We start from the raw sequence: 19,999 nt of genomic DNA, 5'->3' as shown, positions 1-19,999 counted from the left end.
TCTCCTAATTAGTGTTGTTCAAGTTCAACATCAATACCCAATGACCGAATTTCTTTAACCAATACATTGAAGGATTCTGGCATTACTGATTCAGTAACATTTACCCCGTCAACAATGCTCTTATACATCTTCGCACGACCAGCAACATCATCCGACTTAACAGTTAGCATTTCGCGCAAAGTGTGTGCCGCACCATAGGCCTCTAATGCCCAAACTTCCATCTCACCAAAACGCTGCCCACCAAATTGTGCTTTACCACTCAATGGTTGCTGTGTGACCAATGAATAAGGACCTGTTGAACGTGCATGCATCTTGTCATCAACCAAGTGATTCAGTTTCAACATGTGCATATAGCCAACGGTAACTGGACGGTCAAATGGTTCGCCTGTGCGACCATCATAAAGTTGTTCTTGTCCCGATTCTGGTAAGCCTGCTAGCTTCAATAATGATTTAATGTCTTCTTCTTTAATGCCATCAAATACAGGGGTTGCCATAGGCACCCCCTCACGAAGGTTGTTTGCTAACTCAATGATTTCTTCATCGCTAAATGACGCCAAGTCTTCTTGCTTACCATGAGAGTTATAAACTTTGTCTAAAAACACTCTGATTTCTTTAACCATTTCGGTGCGTTTTTCATCAAGCATTGCCGCAATCTTATAGCCTAAGCCTTTTGCAGCATAACCTAAATGGACTTCTAATACCTGCCCAACATTCATTCGAGAAGGCACACCAAGTGGATTAAGGACCACATCAATAGTAGAGCCATCTGCAAGATAAGGCATATCTTCTACTGGAGAAACACGGGAAATAACACCCTTATTTCCGTGACGACCTGCCATTTTATCACCGACTTGTAAAGTCTTGCGTGTTGCCACATAGACTTTTACCATCTTCATCACACCTGGTGGCAATTCTGCACCTTCGTCAATCTTTGCTTTTTCATTTTTAAAGTATTCATCAAACTCAACTTGCTTGGCTTTTGCTTGCTTCGCTAATACGGCTACTTCTTTATTAATCGTTGCATCTTTGACTTTAAGTTTTGCAAGGTCTGCGGCTTCTAACGACTTCATATTCTTAGCGCTTAGCTTCTCACCCGCTTTGATACCTGCAGCGGCTTTTGTCAATTCATTGCCTGATAATTTTGAGCGAATACGACGCAGAATATCGCCATCAATAATACCGAATTCATCGTCAATGTCTTTTCTAATTTTTGCCAAACGACTTTCATCAATGCTCACTGCACGCGCATCTTTTTCAACGCGGTCACGAGTAAAGACTTGAACATCGATAACTACGCCTGATTTAGATGCACCAATGCGTAATGAAGAATCTTTCACACTATTGGCTTTTTCACCAAAAATAGCGCGTAATAATTTTTCTTCTGGCGAAAGCACTGTTTCGCTCTTAGGGGTAACTTTACCCACTAAGATATCACCACCTTTAACACGAGCACCAACATAAACAATACCTACTTCATCAAGTTTTGACAAAGCAGATTCGCTCACATTAGGGATATCAGCCGTAATTTCTTCCGAGCCTAAAGTGGTATCTCTTGCGTAAGCTGTCAATTCTTCAATATGAATTGTTGTATAACGGTCTTCTTGAATCACATTTTCAGAAATCAAAATTGAGTCTTCAAAGTTATAACCATTCCAAGGCATAAAGGCAATCTTCATATTCTGACCGAGTGCCAATTCGCCTAAATCCGTTGAAGGACCGTCGGCTAATACATCGCCTGCGGCAATTTTTTCACCCGTTTTGACTAAAGGCTTTTGGTTAATACAAGTGTTTTGGTTAGAACGAGAATACTTAGTTAAGTTGTAAATATCAACACCCAATCCACCTTCTTTTGCTTGCTTAGAATCAACACGAATAACGATACGAGACGCATCTACTGCCTCAACCACACCACCATTTTTAGCTGTTACACAAACACGCGAATCAGTCGCTACAACACGCTCAATACCTGTTCCCACTAACGGCTTTTCAGCACGCAATGTTGGCACCGCTTGGCGTTGCATATTTGAACCCATTAATGCACGGTTAGCATCATCGTGTTCTAAAAATGGAATTAATGACGCTGCTACTGATGAGATTTGCTTAGAGTCAATGTCAATTAAAGTTACATCTTCAGAATTCACCAAAACAAATTCATTTTTATGACGACAAGAAATCAAATCATCAGTCAATTTACCTTTTGCATCAACACCGGCATTTGCCTGTGCAATGGTGTGTGCAATTTCATCAATCGCAGATACATAAATAATTTTAGAGGTTACTTTACCGTTTTTAACAACTTGATATGGCGTCTCTAAGAAACCATAATTATTAGTTTTCGCATAAACCGCCAAGGTGTTAATCAAACCAATATTTGGCCCTTCTGGAGTCTCAATCGGGCATAAACGACCATAGTGTGATGGATGCACATCACGCACTTCAAAACCAGCGCGTTCACGCGTCAAGCCGCCTGGGCCTAAGGCAGAAATACGACGCTTATGTGTTACGCCTGAAAGTGGATTTACCTGATCCATAAACTGCGATAACTGTGAAGAGCCAAAGAATTCTTTAACCGCAGCAGAAACTGGGTTTGAGTTAATCAAATCTTGTGGGGTTAATTCATCCGTTTCCGCCAAGTTTAAACCTTCTTTGACTGCTTTTTCAACACGCACCAAACCAATTCTAAATTGGTTTTCAATCATTTCACCGATTGCTCTAACGCGTCTATTTGCCAATGTATCAACATCATCAACAGAATCTTTACCGTCTTTAATATCAATCAATAGTTTGACCACATTCAAAATATCGTCATTAGTCAAAATGTGCTCGCCTTTTTCAGATTCAATGCCTAAACGACGATTAAGTTTCATACGACCCACTTTAGATAAGTCGTAACGGTCATTTTTGAAGAATAGATTCTTAAACAATAAGTTTACTGCATCTTCCGTTGCTGGCTCACCTGGACGCATTACATGATAAATTGACATACGCGCTTCAATTTCAGTTTGCACTTCATCTAAACGTAAGGTGTTAGAAATATAAGCACCCGTCTCAGATTCGTTAATATAAATCAATTCAAGTTTTTTAACTTTATTCGCTATAATTAATTCTAAAGTTTCTTCATCAATAACCGTATTAGCAGCAATTAAAATTTCGCCTGTTTCCTTGTCAATCACATCTTGAGAAATCACTTTATCCAATAAATAATCCAATGGAGTATTCATTGATTTAATATTGGCTTTCTCTAAAATCTTAGTATGCTTAGCAGTAATACGACGACCTGTTTCGACCACAACATCTTTACCAGAGAGTATATCAAACTCAGCTATCGTACCACGCAACTTAGTCGGAGATAAATCAATATCGCAAGATTTTGCCTTCAGTTTAACATTAACTTTTTCAAAGAAAGTATCCAATATTGTTGTTGAATCAAGACCCATTGCGCGCAATAAAGTCGTTATAGGTAATTTACGGCGACGGTCAATACGCACATATAAGTGTGCATGATGGTCAAATTCAAAATCCAACCAAGAACCACGATAAGGAATAATGCGTGATGAGAATAAAATCTCACCAGAAGAGTGTGTTTTACCTTTATCATGTTCAAAAATCACACCTGGAGAACGATGCAGTTGAGAAACTACAACTCGTTCAGTACCATTAATTACAAAAGTGCCTGTGTCTGTCATCAATGGTAATTGGCCAAGATAAACATCCTCTTCAATGACTTGTTTTATTTTGCGTTTTTTCTTAAGTGTTGAACCGTTCTTATCAAATAAAACAAGGTTTAATTTAACCCGCAAGATTGAAGCAAAAGTAACGCCACGCAATTTACATTCTTCGACATTAAATTTTGGCTCTTGTAATTCATAATCAACATATTCAATCTCTGCATAACCATTGTTCGCAGTGATTGGGAATACAGATTGAAAAACTGCATGTAAACCAACATCCTCTTTATCTTTTTTACCCTCTTGGATAAAGCCGTTAAATGATTCAATTTGGATAGCCAATAAATCTGGTTCCGTTAAGATTGATTCTCTTGAGCCAAAATTATTTCTAATTCGTTTTTTTTCAGTAAATGAATAAGCCATAGCACCTCACATATTTAATCTTACAATTTAACAATTTTTAAAAGACAATATATTAATAAAGTCTTCTAACTAATAGGGTCAGTCTATAAAAAGTTATAGACTGATAAAAACACCAAAATCCCCTTGCGGAGATTCTAGTATTTAGTAGAACTAATTACTTAAGTTCTACAGTAGCACCAGCTTCTTCAAGCTGCTTTTTAACATCTTCAGCTTCAGCTTTAGATGCACCTTCTTTAATTGCTGCAGGCGCTGCTTCAACCATATCTTTAGCCTCTTTAAGGCCTAGACCAGTGATACCACGAACTGCTTTAATAACGGCAACTTTCTTCTCACCAAAGCTCGTCATTACTACATCAAACTCATCTTTCTCTTCTGCTGCTGCACCAGCGTCGCCCGCTGCTGCTACAGGTGCTGCTGCTGCTGCCGCTGCAGATACACCGAACTTCTCTTCCATTGCAGAAACTAATTCTACAACATCCATTACTGACATATCAGCAATTGCATTTAAAATATCTTCATTGGTAATCTTAGCCATGATATTTACTCCTTTTTATTTATATTATTATTGTTTTTGTTGTGCCACTGCTGAAACCACGCGAGTGATTTGACCTGGGACATCATTAAGACTCCTTGCCAATTTCTCTACTGGTGCCAACATCAATGCCATAACTAAGCTAATCGCTTGGTCTTTGGTTGGTAAGGCTGCGATACGCTTCAGTTCACTTGCCTCTACAAAGTCACCTGAAACCCCCAGACCTTTAACAACTAAATCTTCATTTTCTTTTATGAAATCGTTAAATACGCGTGCCACTGCACCTGGATCTTCTTGTGAAAAACCAAGAACCACAGGCCCACTTAACACAGGCATAACACATTCACATGTCGTATCCACTAATGCTCTTTTTGCCAATGAATTCTTTACAACGCGTAAAGAAACACTTGCATTCATCGCACTAGCTCGAAGATTAGTCATTTGCTCAACTGTCAAACCACGATACTCAGCTACGCCAACAGCAATACTACCCTCAGCGAGTGTATTTACTTGTTTGACAACAACTTTTTTTGCTTCAAGATTTAGAGCCATTTTGCCTCTCTCCTATAACAGTTTAAAAAGAAAGTTATAAAATTATAACTTTCGCCCTTAGAGTACTTTCATACCCTCTACATAGGCCGACTGTACTACCAATCAATTAAACAAATACTCCAAAAGGAATATTTGCACCTATGGTCTTTGAGGTCATAGAACAATCTAAATCCAAGACCCGAAAGAATTTTTTTTTGGTTAATTAAGTATCAACCGATGCTAAATCAACACTGATACCTGGACCCATTGTTGATGAAACATTTAATCTTTTAAAATAAATACCTTTTGCAGAACTTGGCTTGGCTTTTTTCAATGCACCCATAAGGGCATTGATATTTTCAGCCAATGCTTCTGGTGTAAATGAAGCTTTACCAACGCCAGCATGAATAATTGCAGCCTTATCCGTGCGATAACGCACTTGGCCTGCTTTTGCATTGTTCACGGCAGTTGCAACATCAGGTGTTACTGTGCCTACTTTAGGATTAGGCATCAAACCACGAGGACCCAATACTTGGCCTAAACGACCAACAACACCCATTGCATCTGGGGAGGCAATCACGACATCGTAGTTAAGGTCACCATCTTGCATAGTTTTCATTAAGTCTTCCATACCGACCACATCAGCGCCTGCTGCTTGTGCTTTTTCCACATTATCGCCTTGTGTGAATACTGCAACACGAACTAATTTACCAGTTCCGTTTGGCAATACCACTGCACCGCGCACATTTTGGTCAGATTTACCAGCATCAACACCTAAGTTAATACTCACATCAATAGACTCATCAAACTTAGCAGTTGAGCAGTCTTTTAATAAAGTTAACGCCTCAATGATTGAATACTGTTTACCAATTTCAACTTTCACTGCGATGTCTTTTTGTTTTTTAGTTAATTTAGTCATCTACCTAACCCTCCACTTCAATACCCATTGAACGGGCTGTACCTGCGATAATACTTATTGCTGCATCCATATCATTTGCATTTAAATCTTTCATTTTAATTGTTGCAACTTCTTCTAATTGAGCACGAGTAATCTTGCCAACTTTTTCAAGATGTGGCACACCACTACCTTTTTTAATGCCCGTTACCTTTAGAATTAACAAAGCTGCTGGTGGCGTCTTAGTAATAAATGTGAAACTACGGTCGCTATAAACCGTAATAACCACTGGCACTTTCATACCTTTATCAATATCTTGAGTTGAAGCGTTAAACGCTTTACAGAAATCCATAATATTCACACCATGCTGACCCAGTGCTGGACCTACTGGCGGTGAAGGATTTGCTTCTTGTGCTGGAATCTGCAGCTTGATATATGATTCAATTTTTTTAGCCATTTTTTATCTCCTTATGGGTACAAACGCTTAATTCAAAACTAAGCTTCCCTGTTAAATCAGCCCGAAAGCTCTATTTTTAAGTCTTCGTTACTTGCGAAAACTCTAATTCTACTGGAGTAGTGCGTCCAAAAATTAACACCTCTACTTTCAGTAAATTCTTTTCATAGTCAACCGCTTCTACAGTGCCGTTAAACTCATTAAATGGTCCATCAATAACCAAAATCTCTTCACCTGGCTGATAAGCCACTTTAGGCTTAGGCTTGTCTGCACCTTCCTGAACACGCGCCATAATTTTATCAACTTCACGCTGAGTAATTGGTGATGGCTTGCCTGAAACGCCGCCAATAAAACCAATCACATTCGTGGTGTTTTTTACTGCCAACCAACTTTTCTCAGTAAGTTCCATATGAATTAACATATAGCCTGGGAAAAACTTGCGTTCTGCTGTTTTTTTCTGACCGTCTTTAAGCTCTACTACCTGCTCAGTTGGAATCATAATCTCGCCGAGTACTTCCGTTAGACCTTCTCTCTCAACTGACTCTTCAATCGCAAGTTTTACTTTCGCTTCATAACCGCTTCTTGCGTGAAGTACATACCATCTCTTAGACATCTTATAATCCCTTTTAATTTGTTAATAGTTGAACGGCCCAAGTAAAAAACGCATCAACAATCCATAAGAAAATAGCGACAATAACCACTGCCACCATAATCATACCGGTTGTCTTAATCGTCTCATCCTTAGTTGGCCAAACAACTTTGCGTAATTCAATTTTTGTTTCTTTGAAGAACACATTTAAGCGAATGCCCTGTGGTGATTTAAAAAATACAAATCCTGCTAACACCAAACCCACAAGTAAAACTAACACCTTGTAAAGCGTTGTATTCAACGCCAATGGGTCTAAATAAAAAAGCACAAGCGAGCCTATAACAATAAGGATTGATACTATTGACCCTATTAATGACTCCGCTTTAACTTGACTTTCTTTATTTTTACTCACATTACATCCTTTAATATGGCAGGCAAGGAGGGCCTCGAACCCCCAACCAACGGTTTTGGAGACCGCCACTCTACCAATTGAGCCACTTGCCTAAGTTAAGAATGCCTATATCAATCAAATAACGACTAAAGACATTCTTATTAAGGCTCAAAATATCTGAGCCAGTTTATTCTTCCTTAATCCGTCACCTTAGCAACAACACCCGCACCAACCGTGCGACCCCCTTCTCTAATTGCAAATCTTAAACCGTCTTCCATTGCAATTGGTGATAATAACTCTACTTCCATCTTAACATTATCACCTGGCATAACCATTTCTACATCTTTTGGTAATTGACAAGCACCTGTTACATCGGTTGTTCTAAAATAAAATTGTGGACGGTAGTTGTTAAAGAATGGCGTGTGTCGTCCACCTTCATCTTTGCTAAGTACATATATTTCTGCTTCAAACTTTGAATGTGGCTTAATTGAACCAGGCTTAGCCAATACTTGACCTCGTTCTACATCTTCTCGTTTTGTACCTCTTAGAAGAACGCCAACATTGTCACCTGCTTCTCCTGAGTCTAATAACTTACGGAACATTTCAACACCTGTACAGGTTGTTGTTTGTGTGTCTCTAATGCCAACGATTTCAATTTCATCGTTGACATTGACAATACCTGCTTCAATACGGCCTGTTACTACAGTACCACGACCAGAGATTGAGAATACATCTTCAATTGGCATAATAAAATCTTTATCCGTATCTCGTTTAGGTGTAGGAATATACGAATCTAGCGCTTCAACTAACTTAATAATTGAAGGTACGCCAATATCTGAAGTATCGCCTTCTAATGCTTTAAGTGCAGAACCGAAGATAACTGGAGTGTCATCACCTGGGAAGTCGTATTCAGTAAGCAGTTCACGGATTTCCATTTCAACTAATTCTACTAATTCTTCGTCGTCAACCATATCTGCTTTGTTCATATAAACAAGAATGTATGGAACACCTACTTGCTTAGACAAAAGGATATGCTCACGAGTTTGAGCCATTGGACCGTCTGTTGCAGCAATAACGATGATGGCGCCATCCATTTGAGCAGCACCCGTAATCATATTTTTGACATAGTCAGCGTGTCCTGGGCAATCAACATGGGCATAATGACGACTCTCTGATTCATATTCTACATGGGCGGTTGAAATGGTAATGCCGCGTTCTCTTTCTTCAGGTGCATTATCAATATCTGCATAATCGTTAAATTCACCGCCGTTTACTTCTGCCATTACTTTGGTCATGGCTGCTGTTAGAGTTGTTTTGCCGTGGTCAACATGGCCGATTGTGCCAACATTGACATGGGGTTTGGTTCTTTCGAATTTTTCTTTTGACATTTTATTTTCCTCTTATTTATTACAAATTAATGGAGCTCACCAGCGGATTTGAACCGCCGACCTCTTCCTTACCAAGGAAGTGCTCTACCGACTGAGCTAGGTGAGCGCAACCTCTTTCACTATGGAGCGGGTAACGAGAATCGAACTCGTCTCATTGGCTTGGAAGGCCAAGGTAATACCAATATACGATACCCGCAAATCCTTTTCGCTTTTTGGTGGAGGGGGAAGGATTCGAACCTTCGAAGGCGGAGCCGACAGATTTACAGTCTGTTCCCTTTGGCCACTCGGGAACCCCTCCCCAAAAAACAATCCGCTATTATCCCATAACTTGCTATGGGTAAACAAGTTTTTTTATGAAATAAATACACTCGGAATCAAAGGCGTGAAACACCGCTCAAAACCGCCGCATCAAACACAGCTTTTGGCACGACAGAAATTAATCTTTTGTCAAATGGTTTTGGGATAATGTAATCCTTACCAAAACTAATGGCATCAACATTATAAACTTCTAAAACTTCCTGCGGGACATCAAGTTTTGCCAAGTCTTTAAGCGCGTGTACAGCGGCAATTTTCATTTCTATATTTATCTCTTTCGCTTTTGCATCTAACGCCCCTCTAAAAATAAAAGGAAAACCCAAAACATTATTAACTTGGTTTGGATAATCACTGCGTCCCGTTGCCATAATCAAATCATTGCGTACCGAATTGGCATCTACAGGGGAAATTTCAGGGTCAGGATTTGATAAGGCAAAAACAATCGGATTATCCGCCATTGATTTTACCATCTTCTTAGACACTAAATTTGCCGAGGCTACGCCCACAAAAACATCACAGTCTTGCATCGCCTCTGCCAAAGTTTGCTTGCCTAAATCATTTGCATAAGCCGATTTTTCTTGACTTAAATTCTTTCTATTTGGCGTTACCACGCCCTTAGAATCCACCAATAAAATATTAGATTTTTTAAAACCTAATTCACATAACAAATTAAGTGTTGCAATACCTGCCGCACCTGCACCAAGGCAAGTAAGTGTAATATTTTCCAAGGTTTTCCCTTGAATTTCTAATGCATTTAAAAGTCCAGCGGCAATAATAATTGCCGTCCCATGTTGGTCATCATGAAAAACAGGAATATCTAGCGCTTCAATTAGTTGCTTTTCAATTTCAAAACAACGCGGTGCAGAAATATCTTCCAAATTAATTCCACCAAAAGTTGGGGCAATATTTTTCACTGTTTGCACAAATTCATCCACCTCTTGCGTATCCACTTCAATGTCAAATACATCCACATCTGCAAACTTTTTGAACAAGACTGCCTTACCTTCCATCACTGGCTTTGACGCCAAAGGCCCAACATTTCCTAAACCCAATACCGCAGAACCATCTGATATCACTGCCACTAAATTAGATTTAATTGTATAGTCATTCACCAATTCTGGATTTTTAACAATTTCCCTAACAGGTGCCGCCACCCCTGGCGTATAAGCCAATGACAAATCCTCTTTAGTTTCCAGAGATTTATGCGAAGTGACAATCAATTTTCCTGGTCGATTGCCCTTGTGATAATCCAATGCTGCTTGATGTAATTCTGAACTCATATATTGACACTTATTTAATAATGATAAAACGCAAAAAATTATACAAGATAGCGACTTATGTAAAGTTAATAATAAAAGTGTTAAAAAGTGGAATAAAGTGGTATATAATGTTTATTTATACATAAAAAAAAGGGGGGCTATGCAACTAAAAAAATCAATTATTATTGGGATTTTGTCTACTGTTTCACTAAGCTCATTAGCATTAATGGGTAGCCAACAGGCACAAACTAATAATTTAAAACCCTTTCTTGTTATTGGTATTGTTACTCTCATTCTTGGTGCAATAGCAACTTACCAGAAATATTTACAACAGCATTAATATTGAGTTATGTTTCGTGGGGTTCATAATTTAGCAATTGATGTCAAAGGAAGATTAAAAATCCCAACGCGTCACCAAATGCAAATTAACAAACTTTGTGCGGGCAAGATGGTACTCAGTATTCACCCAGATGATGCATGTTTATTGCTTTATCCTTTACAAGAATGGTTGATACTTGAAGAAAAAGTCAGTGCCCTGCCATCTCTCAATGTCCACACCAAACGCCTAAAACGCAAACTCATCGGTCACGCAACCGACTGCGAGTTAGACAATGCATCGCGTATTCTTATCCCTGCTACACTTAGGGGATACGCAGAAATTGACAAAAAAATAATTATGAGTGGACAAGGGCATAATTTTGAATTATGGGATGAAAATGCGTGGCATAAACAACTCGCCAATCTCGACTCACTCAGCAAAGAAGAATCCATCCCAGATGAGGTTAGTCAGTTGTCATTGTGACCAGTAACCATCACCAATCAGTGATGTTTAATGAGTCTATCAAAGGCTTAGCAATCAAAAATAATGGCATTTATATAGACGCCACTTTTGGCAGGGGTGGACACACACAAGGCATTTTGGATCAATTAGGTGACGACGGCAAAGTTATCGCTTTCGACCAAGACATTACCGCCATTGATTATGCCCAACAATATTTTAACGATGCACGATTGGAAGTGATTCACAGTCCTTTTGCCAATATGCGTACAATTCTTAGCAAAAAGAATCAACTCGGAAAAATCAACGGTATTTTAATGGACCTTGGCGTTTCATCACCGCAACTTGACAATGCAGAACGCGGTTTTAGTTTTAACGCCGAGGGTCCTTTGGATATGAGAATGGACCAAACCGTTGGTATCAGTGCATCTGAGTGGCTCGCAACCACGAATGAAACTGAGATTGCCAATGTCATTTACCAATTTGGCGAAGAACGCAGAAGCCGACACATTGCCAGTGCCATCAAACAATTTCAAGCAGAAACCCCCCTAGAAACTACCCTACAACTTGCCAATATCGTCGCAAGCGTTGTTAAAACAAAAAAAAACAAACACCCTGCTACCCGTACTTTTCAAGCTATTCGTATTTTTATCAATCAAGAACTCGAACAACTTTCCGACACACTCGAACAAACACTTGACATTCTTGCCCCCAAAGGTCGCCTGTCAATTATCACTTTTCATTCCATCGAAGACCGTATCGTCAAACAATTCATTCAAAAAAAATCCAAGCAAAGGCAATTACCCAAAGGTTTACCAATTATGAATAACGAAACTGAGAAAATGCCACTCAAAGATTTAGGGAAAAGTTTTGCCAGTACAAAAGAAATTGACAACAGCCGTCGTTCAAGAAGTGCAATATTACGCATCGCTGAAAAGACACTTATATGCTAAAAATAACCCTTAATCGTGTTAGTATATTACTTGCTTTGTCCATTGTTGTCTTGTCTTTTTTAACAATTTTTTGGCACCATCAAAGTCGTGTACTTTTCAAAATCACTAACTCTGTGCAAAAAACTAATCAAGCAATCATCGCAAAACAAAAACAGCTGCTGAGTGAATATTTTGAACAAACAAGCGGTAGCAAAATTCAAACAAAGGCTACTAGCCAATTGCGTATGCATCTCCCCACCAAAGTGAGAGAACTAACTCTATGACAGCCAAATTCAAAGCACTTTTCCAAATTTCTAGAACACAGCATTATTCAAGCCGACAAAGCATTGTCCAATGGGTTTTTATTATACTTATCTGCGGTTTTGGTTACCGAATTATTAGCATTCACCAATTAGATGCTGGCAATATTACTTTACAAGAAAGAGGCGACAAACAAGCGTATAAAGAATTTAAATCCACCGCCCGTCGTGGTAACATTTTAGATAGAAATGGTGAAATACTTGCCAGCAGTTTGATTTTGAAAAAGGTAAACCTTGATTCAACCCAAATTCAACCTATCTTTATCCCAAAACTCGCTAAAGCGTTAGAAATGTCAGAAATAGAACTGCGAGCAAAAATTGAGCAAAAATTGAGCAGGCAGGCAGGCAGAAAAAATTTAATACTTCAAAAAAATATTTGGCTCAACAGCCCAATTCTCAAAAAATTGGAAAAACTGAAAAAGGCCAAATTAAAAATTTGCAAAACCAATAAAAAACAAAAAAAAGTCTGCAAAGACGAAAATATACATGGTGTCAGACTGCAAACAGACACCCGCAGATACTATCCAAAATCCGCTTCATTAGCCCCGTTGATTGGTCGCGTCAATCACAAAAGAATAGGAGTTTCTGGACTTGAAGGTGAATTTGAACCAGTACTTGCTGGGCAAAATGGGATTAAAACTATGCATTTTAATCACACTTCGCCAACAGAATATTTTAGTCCCGTGGTAAAAACAGAACTCAAACATGGCAATGACATCACCCTAACCATTGACTCTAATATCCAATTCCACACCTACGCTGCCGTCAAAAAATCCGTTGAAAAACACGAAGCTGGTTCTGGCTCTGCCATAATCCTCAATCAAGATGGTGAAATTTTGGCACTCGCCAACTACCCTGCCGATGACCCAAATGATAAAACTGTTTACCACGCAGAAAATTATCGCAACCATGTACTGTCAGACAAAATTGAGCCTGGTTCAACCATGAAGCCATTCACTATGCTTTTGGCATTAGATAAAGGGAAAATTACTGCCACTGATGATGAAAAAATTGATGTTAGCAAGCGTATTGGTCACATTAAGCCCGATGGTAAATATTTTCAGATGACTATAAAAAAGATTTTGCAAAAATCCCACAATCTTGGCACCGTCAATGTCTCTGAACGATTAACCAAAGAAGATATGTATACTACTTGGGACAAATTAGGTTTTGGTCGCCCGCTCGGACTCATCCCCAGCATTGAAACTCCCGGCACTTTAAGACCTCCAAATTCATGGTCAACTGCAGCCAAACGCACTTTGTCTTACGGCTATGGTCCAATGCAAGCCAATTTGGCACAACTCGCTCGAGCCTATTTAGTTTTTGCCAATGATGGTAATATTCCCCCGCTCAAATTAGTCAAAGGCGTCAGTTCCTACGAAGAGAAAAGACAAGTTTTTAGTAAAGAATCAACTCATAAAATTGCCAATTTACTTGATGCAGTTGTATCGCTCAAAGGCTCTGGTTACCGTGCAAGAATCAAGGGCTACAATATTGCTGGAAAAACAGGCACTGCAGAAATGGTAGTTGATGGAAAATACAACAAAGACGGTGCAAAACGCACTTTCTTCGCTGGCTTTGTCCCCGTCAAAAATCCAAAATATATTATGGTTGTCAGGCTCGACCATCCAAAAAAATGCTATGCCTACTACAATCCAAAAATAAAAATCTCCTGCGAAGGCTCCAACTCTGCAGCAATGGTATTCAAAGACGCCATGCAAAATATCCTAAACAGCGACCAATCTATCAAAATTTTGGCTAAGAAATAAGGTTTTATTAAGATATAGAGACCTTTGCATAAATAGGGATGATTAGCAAAATGACAGATTTTATTAAATTGTAAATTTTTTAAATCCACTCCTAGCAGGGCTAAGGGTGTTTTTAAAAAGTTTGTAATTTGATGAAAGATGGCGTTTTGATGATTATTCATATTTATGCAAAGGTCTCATAAAGTAATCTATAAACTTTACAATTTACTTGATAGAACACTTATTTTTAACTTTGCTTTTCTGAATGCCTTCCATCACAAGTCGTTGTGCCTCTAAGGTGTTGGCGTTTGATATTGAACTTTTTACTTTTGCACTTGCTTGGGATTTTTCGGCTGTATTTAGGGCGGATTGGAATTCGTCTCGAGCTTGGTTTTCGCTTAAATGGGGGGTGAGTACGCAAAGCTCTTGTAGGCGTTTATAGACGCCTTGCTTGGATTTAAAGGGTTTGATTAAATCTTCTTGGGTGATGTCTTCGTCAATTTCGGCTGAGCGTACTAACTCTAATAATACTTCTGATTTTTCAATATTGCGTACTCGCACTTCAACGGTGCCGTCGGAAAGTGATGGGTAATTCAATAGCAGGCTAATCATTTTTGCCATTGAGGCTTTAACCGATTTATTTTCTTTCGGAGCGGGGCTAAAATCGGAGTAATCTCCTTCAAAATCTGGCATTGAAGGTTCGTAGTCCATTTCAACTGGTGCTTGCATTTGTATATTTTCTGCTTGCCTGTCAAAGACGATTTGAACTTGCTCAACACTTTGTCCTACTTCCTGTGCGACACCTTCAATAAGTTGTTGTTGGTAAACATCGTAAGTGACTTGAGTAATCAATATTGAAACTTTTTCTAGGAATAAAGTTTTGCCTTCAATGGTGTTAAAGTCAACTTCTGCTTTTGCTTTGATGTGATCAAATAGGAATTTTGAGAGTGTTTGTGCTTTTTCAATGCGTTTTTCAAAGTTGCTTGCCGATTCTTTTTTCACCAGAGTATCTGGGTCTTCACCATCGGGTAGGAATAAAAATTTAATCAGTAAACCCGATTTAATTATCGGCAGGGCAATTTTCAGGGCTTTCCAGGCGGCAGATCGTCCTGCGTCGTCGCCGTCAAAGCAGAAAACAATGGTTTTGGTGGTGCGGGCTAATATTTGTAGGTGGTCGGGGCTGGTGGCCGTGCCTAAGGTTGCCACTACTTTGGTGATACCTTCTTCGTGCAGTGCAACTACATCCATATAGCCTTCGACTACTAAAATGTAGTCCATTGTGCGTGAGTATTTACGGGCGTGATGTAGCCCGTAAAGTTCTTTTGATTTAAAGAAAATTGGGCTTTCTTGTGAGTTGAGGTATTTTGCTTTTACGTTTTTATCAAATGCCCTACCACCAAAGGCAATCACATTGCCTCTGCTGTTTTGAATGGGGAACATTAAGCGGTCATGGAAAAAATCGTAGTCGCCATATTCGCCAGTTTTGACCAATCCCAATGCTTTTAAATCGGTAACATCTTGCTCAGTATTTTCAAAGTTCGTTAGCAAATCTTTATTACCTGGCGTAGCAAAACCTAAGCCAAAACGCCTGGCAATTTCGCCACTAATACCGCGTTCTTTTGCGTAATTGACGGCTTTGGTTTTGGCAAGTGAGCTTTTCAATTGTTGCTGATAAAACTCGCTAACTTTTTCAGATAACGCACGATAGCGTTCTAAACTAGGGTCGGCAGGCTTGCCACTTTTATCATATTCAATTTTGAGTCCAAATTCATTGGCAATGGTTTCAACGGCTTCCACAAAACTGGCGTTTTCATATTTTTCTATGAACTTAATTGCACCGCCACTCTCACCGCATTTGAAACAGTGATATAATTGCTTTTGACTATCAACAGAAAAGTTGTTATTTTTACCTCCGTGAAATGGGCAAGGTCCACGATAGCCACTGCCCATTTTTTTGAGCGTCAAGCGTTTACTAATCAAATCAACAATGTCAATTTGATTGGGTAAATCGTTAAGAAAATTTTGATTGATGTAAGGCAAATTTTTAACCTAAATAAAATAGAATAAAAAAACCATTTTAATGAAAAAACAAACTTTTTATCATCCTAAATTTATCCCAACTTGGATTTTAATTTCTTTAATGAAATTAGGTGCACGACTTTCATTTAAAACGCAAGTGGCAATGGGAAAAGTGATGGGGCGTATTCTGTATCGGGTATTGGGCAAATTTAGACGGATTGCATTAATTAATATTACTCGTTGCTTTCCTGATAAAAATCAAACTGAGGTTAAACAATTAACCAAACAACATTTTGAGTCTATTGGTATCGCTTTTTTTGAATCTTCTAACTGCTTTTATTTAGACAGCACCAAACTCAAACAGCGATATAACATCAATAATGCCCATATTTTAGAAGAAGCTTTGGCACAGAAAAAGAAGGTAATTTTATTAGTGGGGCATTTCACTACGATGATGTTAGCAGGCAGGATGTTGCTGCAAAATTTTGAATTTGCCGATGTTTATCGTCCGCAAAATAACGCATTATTTGATGCGGAAATGACACAGCAATTTATCAAACATGGCTCAACGATGATTAAAGCCAATGATTCAAGAGCGTTAATCAAAATACTCAAATCAGGACTGCCTATTTGGTATGCGCCCGATCAAGATTTAGGTAAAAAGCGTTCGGTGTTTGTCCCATTTTTTGGCATACAAACTGCCACCATTAATGCTACCGCAAAATTAGCAAAGATTGATAACACTGTGGTTATTCCGCTCACTTTCTCGCGTAAAAAATTGGGCTATGAATTGAATTTTTCTTATGCAATAGAAAATTATCCAACAGCAAATGACACAGAAAACGCCACAACTACCAATCAAATATTAGAGCAACAAATACTACAAGCACCCGAACAATATTTGTGGATTCATCGTCGTTTTAAAAGTCGCCCGAATAGTGAAGAGAGTTTTTACTAAAAGAGTATCAACCTAAATTCAATTAGCGTATAATTGCCTCTTTTATATTTTTAGCAAAAGAAACATTATTATGTCAATTGATACACAAGCAATCATCAAAGAATATCAAACTGCGGAAGGCGATACGGGTTCTACTAATGTTCAAGTCGCCTTATTAACGGCTCGCATTAAGCATTTAACTGAGCATTTTAAAACACACAAAAAGGACCACCACTCAAGAAGAGGTTTATTGCATTTAGTTTCTCAGCGCAAAAAATTATTGACTTACCTCAGAGGTAATAATGCTCCTGCTTATTCAGATTTAATTTCTCGCTTAGGTCTTAGAAAATAATTCCTTAGTAAGAAATAAAAAAAGCCCCATTTTTGGGGCTTTTTTGTGCCTAATTTTCGTTAAAATACCCTTATGGAACTCTCTCCCACTTATCAAAAAATTAACGATTTAATTCAGCGTTCCACTGCTTTGTCTCAGCATCTTAATTTAGAAGAAAAGCGTGGTCGTCTTGAAGAAGTGCTATTAGAAATGGAAAACCCTAATGTTTGGTCTAATCCAGAAGTGGCACAAGCACTCGGCAAAGAAAAATCAACCTTAGAATCGATTTGCCAGACTTTTAATAACGCAGATGCGATTTTAGAAGATGCTAAAGAACTGCTAGATATGGCACAATCTGAAAATGATGAAGACACTGCTAACAGTGTGATTACTGATTTGGAAACAATTGAAATTTCCATTGCGAAGTTAGAATTCCAAAGAATGTTCAGTGGCAAACTGGATATGAACTACGCTTACTTGGATATTCAATCTGGCTCAGGTGGTACAGAAGCCCAAGACTGGGCAGAGATGGTGCTACGAATGTATTTGCGCTGGGGTGAAAAACACGGTTTTAAAGTCAAACTCATGGAAGTTTCAGCTGGCGAAGTGGCTGGTATTAAATCTGCTACCATTCATTTTGAAGGAGAATACGCCTTTGGCTGGCTCAGAAGCGAAATTGGTATCCATCGCTTAGTACGCAAATCTCCCTTCAATGCTAACGGCAAACGCCACACCTCTTTTTGCTCTGTATTTGTATCGCCCGAGATTGACGATAAGATTGATATTGAAATCAAAAAAACCGACATTCGTATTGACACCTATCGTGCTAGTGGTGCTGGCGGTCAGCATGTTAATAAGACTGATTCGGCTGTACGCCTCACCCACTTGCCCACCAACACCGTAGTGCAATGCCAAGATGGACGCTCACAACATGCCAATAAAGACCAAGCGATGAAACAACTCAAATCCAAACTTTATGAATTAGAAATGCAAAAACGCAATAGTGAAAATCAAGAAACCGAAGACGCTAAATCTGACATTGGCTGGGGCCATCAAATTCGTTCTTATGTATTGGACCAATCTCGCATCAAGGACCTACGCACAGGGGTTGAATCATCTAATACACAAGATGTCTTAGATGGCAACTTAGATAAATTTATTGAGGCAAGTTTAAAAGCGGGATTATAGCTTTCTTTGTTTTTGGTAACTTTTACCCCATTTTTCTAACGATAAAATCGTATTTTTAAGTGATTCCCCCTGCTCCGTAAAACTATACTCAACCTTAGGTGGCACAACTTTATACACTTTTCGATGAATTAAACCATCACTTTCAAGCTCTCTTAATTGCTTGGTAAGCATTCTTTGTGTAATATTTGGCATAATTTTTTTTAACTCGCCAAATCTTTTTTTACCATCAATTAGATGATAAAGAATGACGCCCTTCCATTTTCCACCAATTAAACTAAGTGTTAGCTCTACAGGGCAATTTTCACCTCTTTTTTCATTTTTTTTCATAGTCCGCCCCTCCCTTTAGTATATTAAATGATACTATATGCCAATTATGTGCCTACTTGACAATAATATACTATATATTATAACATAGCGTTTTTAAATTTAATTAAGGAGAGACCTTTGCATAAATATGAATAATCATCAAAACGCCATCTTTCATCAAATTACAAACTTTTTAAAAACACCCTTAGCCCTGCTAGGAGTGGATTTAAAAATTTCCAATTTAATAAAATCTGTCATTTTGCTAATCATCCCTATTTATGCAAAGGTCTCAAGGAAAAAATGAAAAAAATAATACAAAGTATCTCTATGGTTTCATCATTAGCTATATTAACGGCTTGTGGTAATCTAGCACTTGAGGACAAGGTTACATTTGAAAAAGAACAATTACCCAAAATAGAAAAACTGGTTATTAATAAAAACATCGACAAACAACAAGCTAACCAAATGATATTAACAGCAAGAAAATATGCTGCCTTTTGGGATACAGGGATAGAAAAATATGCAAAACAAGCGTTAGCAAATGATTTTATGGACCTTAATCTTCCTCAAGGTAGGAAACAAGGAAAGCAAGGACCTTTAAATGCCTCAAAGTGGTTTAGGGGTGTTGTGCCTAATTTAAGTGCAAAAATAAAGGAAATGATAATTGCCAAAAATCAAGTTATTTCACGCTTAGAATTTACAGGTAACTTTACGGGTAAATTTCACAATATTATTGGCAAGGGTCAAGCAATTAAATTCAGCGCTGTTGATATTTACACGATTAAAAATGGGAAAATACAAACCAATTGGCACCTTGAGGATAATCAAACTTTAACGGATCAATTAACTAAATATCCGCCAACTAAAGGATTTGAATTAAGTAGCAATGCTATTAAGGAAGGTAAAAATATAACTGCTAATCAATATTGGAATAATTTTGGTTGCACAGGGACAAATGAGCGACCTGATTTATCTTGGGAGACCTTTGCATAAAT

General features: G+C 38.4%; 21 protein-coding genes and 4 tRNA genes. 10 read left to right on the top strand and 15 right to left on the bottom strand.

The window, feature by feature from the left end:
• Positions 1–8: 8 nt before the first annotated feature.
• From rpoB to AB8525_RS08230, 13 genes are all read right to left on the bottom strand, one after another.
• A complete protein-coding gene (rpoB, locus tag AB8525_RS08290) occupies positions 9–4,091 on the bottom strand; it encodes a DNA-directed RNA polymerase subunit beta (protein ID WP_369177347.1) in 4,083 nt (1,360 codons plus the stop codon).
• A 154-nt stretch (positions 4,092–4,245) separates the two neighbouring features.
• Positions 4,246–4,626 carry a 50S ribosomal protein L7/L12 gene (rplL, locus tag AB8525_RS08285; protein ID WP_369150827.1) on the bottom strand — a complete coding sequence of 127 codons (381 nt, stop codon included), beginning with the start codon at positions 4,624–4,626 and terminating at the stop codon, positions 4,246–4,248.
• Positions 4,627–4,653: 27 nt separating this feature from the next.
• Positions 4,654–5,175 (bottom strand): 50S ribosomal protein L10, encoded by a 522-nt coding sequence (gene rplJ / locus AB8525_RS08280; RefSeq protein WP_369177346.1) that lies wholly within the window; start codon positions 5,173–5,175, stop codon positions 4,654–4,656.
• A 202-nt stretch (positions 5,176–5,377) separates the two neighbouring features.
• Entirely contained in the window at positions 5,378–6,073 is a 696-nt protein-coding gene (gene rplA, locus AB8525_RS08275) for a 50S ribosomal protein L1 (RefSeq protein WP_369177344.1), read from the bottom strand.
• A gap of 4 nt (positions 6,074–6,077) precedes the next feature.
• Complete coding sequence (gene rplK, locus AB8525_RS08270; RefSeq protein WP_369150821.1) at positions 6,078–6,506, bottom strand: 50S ribosomal protein L11; 429 nt, start codon at positions 6,504–6,506, stop codon at positions 6,078–6,080.
• Between the two features lie 76 nt (positions 6,507–6,582).
• Positions 6,583–7,116: a transcription termination/antitermination protein NusG gene (gene nusG / locus AB8525_RS08265; RefSeq protein WP_369177342.1), complete on the bottom strand. Its 534-nt coding sequence runs from the start codon at positions 7,114–7,116 to the stop codon at positions 6,583–6,585.
• 13 nt (positions 7,117–7,129) lie between these two features.
• Positions 7,130–7,504, bottom strand: a complete 375-nt coding sequence (gene secE / locus AB8525_RS08260) for a preprotein translocase subunit SecE (protein WP_369150816.1) — start codon at positions 7,502–7,504, stop codon at positions 7,130–7,132.
• A gap of 16 nt (positions 7,505–7,520) precedes the next feature.
• A tRNA-Trp gene (locus tag AB8525_RS08255) sits at positions 7,521–7,596 on the bottom strand.
• Between the two features lie 84 nt (positions 7,597–7,680).
• Positions 7,681–8,871: an elongation factor Tu gene (tuf, locus tag AB8525_RS08250; protein ID WP_369177340.1), complete on the bottom strand. Its 1,191-nt coding sequence runs from the start codon at positions 8,869–8,871 to the stop codon at positions 7,681–7,683.
• Between the two features lie 30 nt (positions 8,872–8,901).
• Positions 8,902–8,977, bottom strand: a tRNA-Thr gene (locus tag AB8525_RS08245).
• 16 nt (positions 8,978–8,993) lie between these two features.
• A tRNA-Gly gene (locus AB8525_RS08240) sits at positions 8,994–9,067 on the bottom strand.
• A 17-nt stretch (positions 9,068–9,084) separates the two neighbouring features.
• Positions 9,085–9,169 (bottom strand) — tRNA-Tyr (locus AB8525_RS08235).
• A 76-nt stretch (positions 9,170–9,245) separates the two neighbouring features.
• A complete protein-coding gene (locus tag AB8525_RS08230) occupies positions 9,246–10,466 on the bottom strand; it encodes a malic enzyme-like NAD(P)-binding protein (RefSeq protein WP_369177338.1) in 1,221 nt (406 codons plus the stop codon).
• Between the two features lie 139 nt (positions 10,467–10,605).
• Here AB8525_RS08230 and AB8525_RS08225 point away from each other — a divergent pair, with 139 nt between their 5' ends.
• From AB8525_RS08225 to AB8525_RS08205, 5 genes are read left to right on the top strand one after another with little or no spacing between them, the layout of a single operon-like run.
• On the top strand, positions 10,606–10,785 hold the full coding sequence (locus AB8525_RS08225) for a hypothetical protein (protein WP_369150812.1): 180 nt from the start codon (positions 10,606–10,608) through the stop codon (positions 10,783–10,785).
• A gap of 9 nt (positions 10,786–10,794) precedes the next feature.
• Positions 10,795–11,247, top strand: coding sequence for a division/cell wall cluster transcriptional repressor MraZ (gene mraZ / locus AB8525_RS08220; RefSeq protein ID WP_369177336.1), 453 nt, complete (start codon positions 10,795–10,797; stop codon positions 11,245–11,247).
• 23 nt (positions 11,248–11,270) lie between these two features.
• On the top strand, positions 11,271–12,176 hold the full coding sequence (rsmH, locus tag AB8525_RS08215; RefSeq protein WP_369177334.1) for a 16S rRNA (cytosine(1402)-N(4))-methyltransferase RsmH: 906 nt from the start codon (positions 11,271–11,273) through the stop codon (positions 12,174–12,176).
• Positions 12,170–12,439: a cell division protein FtsL gene (locus AB8525_RS08210; RefSeq protein ID WP_369150805.1), complete on the top strand. Its 270-nt coding sequence runs from the start codon at positions 12,170–12,172 to the stop codon at positions 12,437–12,439. Before rsmH ends, AB8525_RS08210 begins: the two co-directional genes overlap by 7 nt.
• Positions 12,436–14,244 (top strand): peptidoglycan D,D-transpeptidase FtsI family protein, encoded by a 1,809-nt coding sequence (locus AB8525_RS08205; protein ID WP_369177332.1) that lies wholly within the window; start codon positions 12,436–12,438, stop codon positions 14,242–14,244. Before AB8525_RS08210 ends, AB8525_RS08205 begins: the two co-directional genes overlap by 4 nt.
• Positions 14,245–14,448: 204 nt before the next feature.
• Here AB8525_RS08205 and dnaG read toward each other — a convergent pair whose 3' ends face one another.
• Positions 14,449–16,263 carry a DNA primase gene (gene dnaG, locus AB8525_RS08200; protein ID WP_369177331.1) on the bottom strand — a complete coding sequence of 605 codons (1,815 nt, stop codon included), beginning with the start codon at positions 16,261–16,263 and terminating at the stop codon, positions 14,449–14,451.
• Positions 16,264–16,303: 40 nt separating this feature from the next.
• Here dnaG and AB8525_RS08195 point away from each other — a divergent pair, with 40 nt between their 5' ends.
• The 3 genes from AB8525_RS08195 to prfB all read left to right on the top strand — a co-directional run bounded on the left by AB8525_RS08195 (position 16,304) and on the right by prfB (position 18,698).
• Positions 16,304–17,200 carry a lysophospholipid acyltransferase family protein gene (locus tag AB8525_RS08195; protein WP_369177329.1) on the top strand — a complete coding sequence of 299 codons (897 nt, stop codon included), beginning with the start codon at positions 16,304–16,306 and terminating at the stop codon, positions 17,198–17,200.
• A gap of 70 nt (positions 17,201–17,270) precedes the next feature.
• Positions 17,271–17,531: a 30S ribosomal protein S15 gene (gene rpsO / locus AB8525_RS08190; RefSeq protein ID WP_369150797.1), complete on the top strand. Its 261-nt coding sequence runs from the start codon at positions 17,271–17,273 to the stop codon at positions 17,529–17,531.
• A gap of 72 nt (positions 17,532–17,603) precedes the next feature.
• A complete protein-coding gene (gene prfB / locus AB8525_RS08185; protein ID WP_369177327.1) occupies positions 17,604–18,698 on the top strand; it encodes a peptide chain release factor 2 in 1,095 nt (364 codons plus the stop codon).
• Here the strand turns inward: prfB and AB8525_RS08180 are convergent.
• The gene (locus AB8525_RS08180) at positions 18,693–19,025 is read right to left on the bottom strand and encodes a winged helix-turn-helix transcriptional regulator (RefSeq protein WP_369150795.1); all 333 of its coding nucleotides are present in this window, start codon (positions 19,023–19,025) and stop codon (positions 18,693–18,695) included. The two genes, prfB and AB8525_RS08180, sit on opposite strands and share 6 nt — an antisense overlap.
• Before the next feature lie 127 nt (positions 19,026–19,152).
• Between AB8525_RS08180 and AB8525_RS08175 the strand changes: the two genes are divergently transcribed.
• Together AB8525_RS08175 and AB8525_RS08170 are read left to right on the top strand one after the other, a co-directional pair.
• Complete coding sequence (locus AB8525_RS08175) at positions 19,153–19,308, top strand: hypothetical protein (RefSeq protein ID WP_369177325.1); 156 nt, start codon at positions 19,153–19,155, stop codon at positions 19,306–19,308.
• The gene (locus AB8525_RS08170) at positions 19,305–19,997 is read left to right on the top strand and encodes an ester cyclase (protein WP_369177323.1); all 693 of its coding nucleotides are present in this window, start codon (positions 19,305–19,307) and stop codon (positions 19,995–19,997) included. Before AB8525_RS08175 ends, AB8525_RS08170 begins: the two co-directional genes overlap by 4 nt.
• Positions 19,998–19,999 lie beyond the last annotated feature (2 nt).

This window comes from Candidatus Thiodubiliella endoseptemdiera (assembly GCF_964212635.1).
Classification (GTDB): Bacteria; Pseudomonadota; Gammaproteobacteria; order PS1; family Pseudothioglobaceae; genus Thiodubiliella; species Thiodubiliella endoseptemdiera.
The sequence above is the reverse complement of the archived record's forward strand: the minus strand, read 5'-3'. Positions and strand labels throughout refer to the sequence as shown.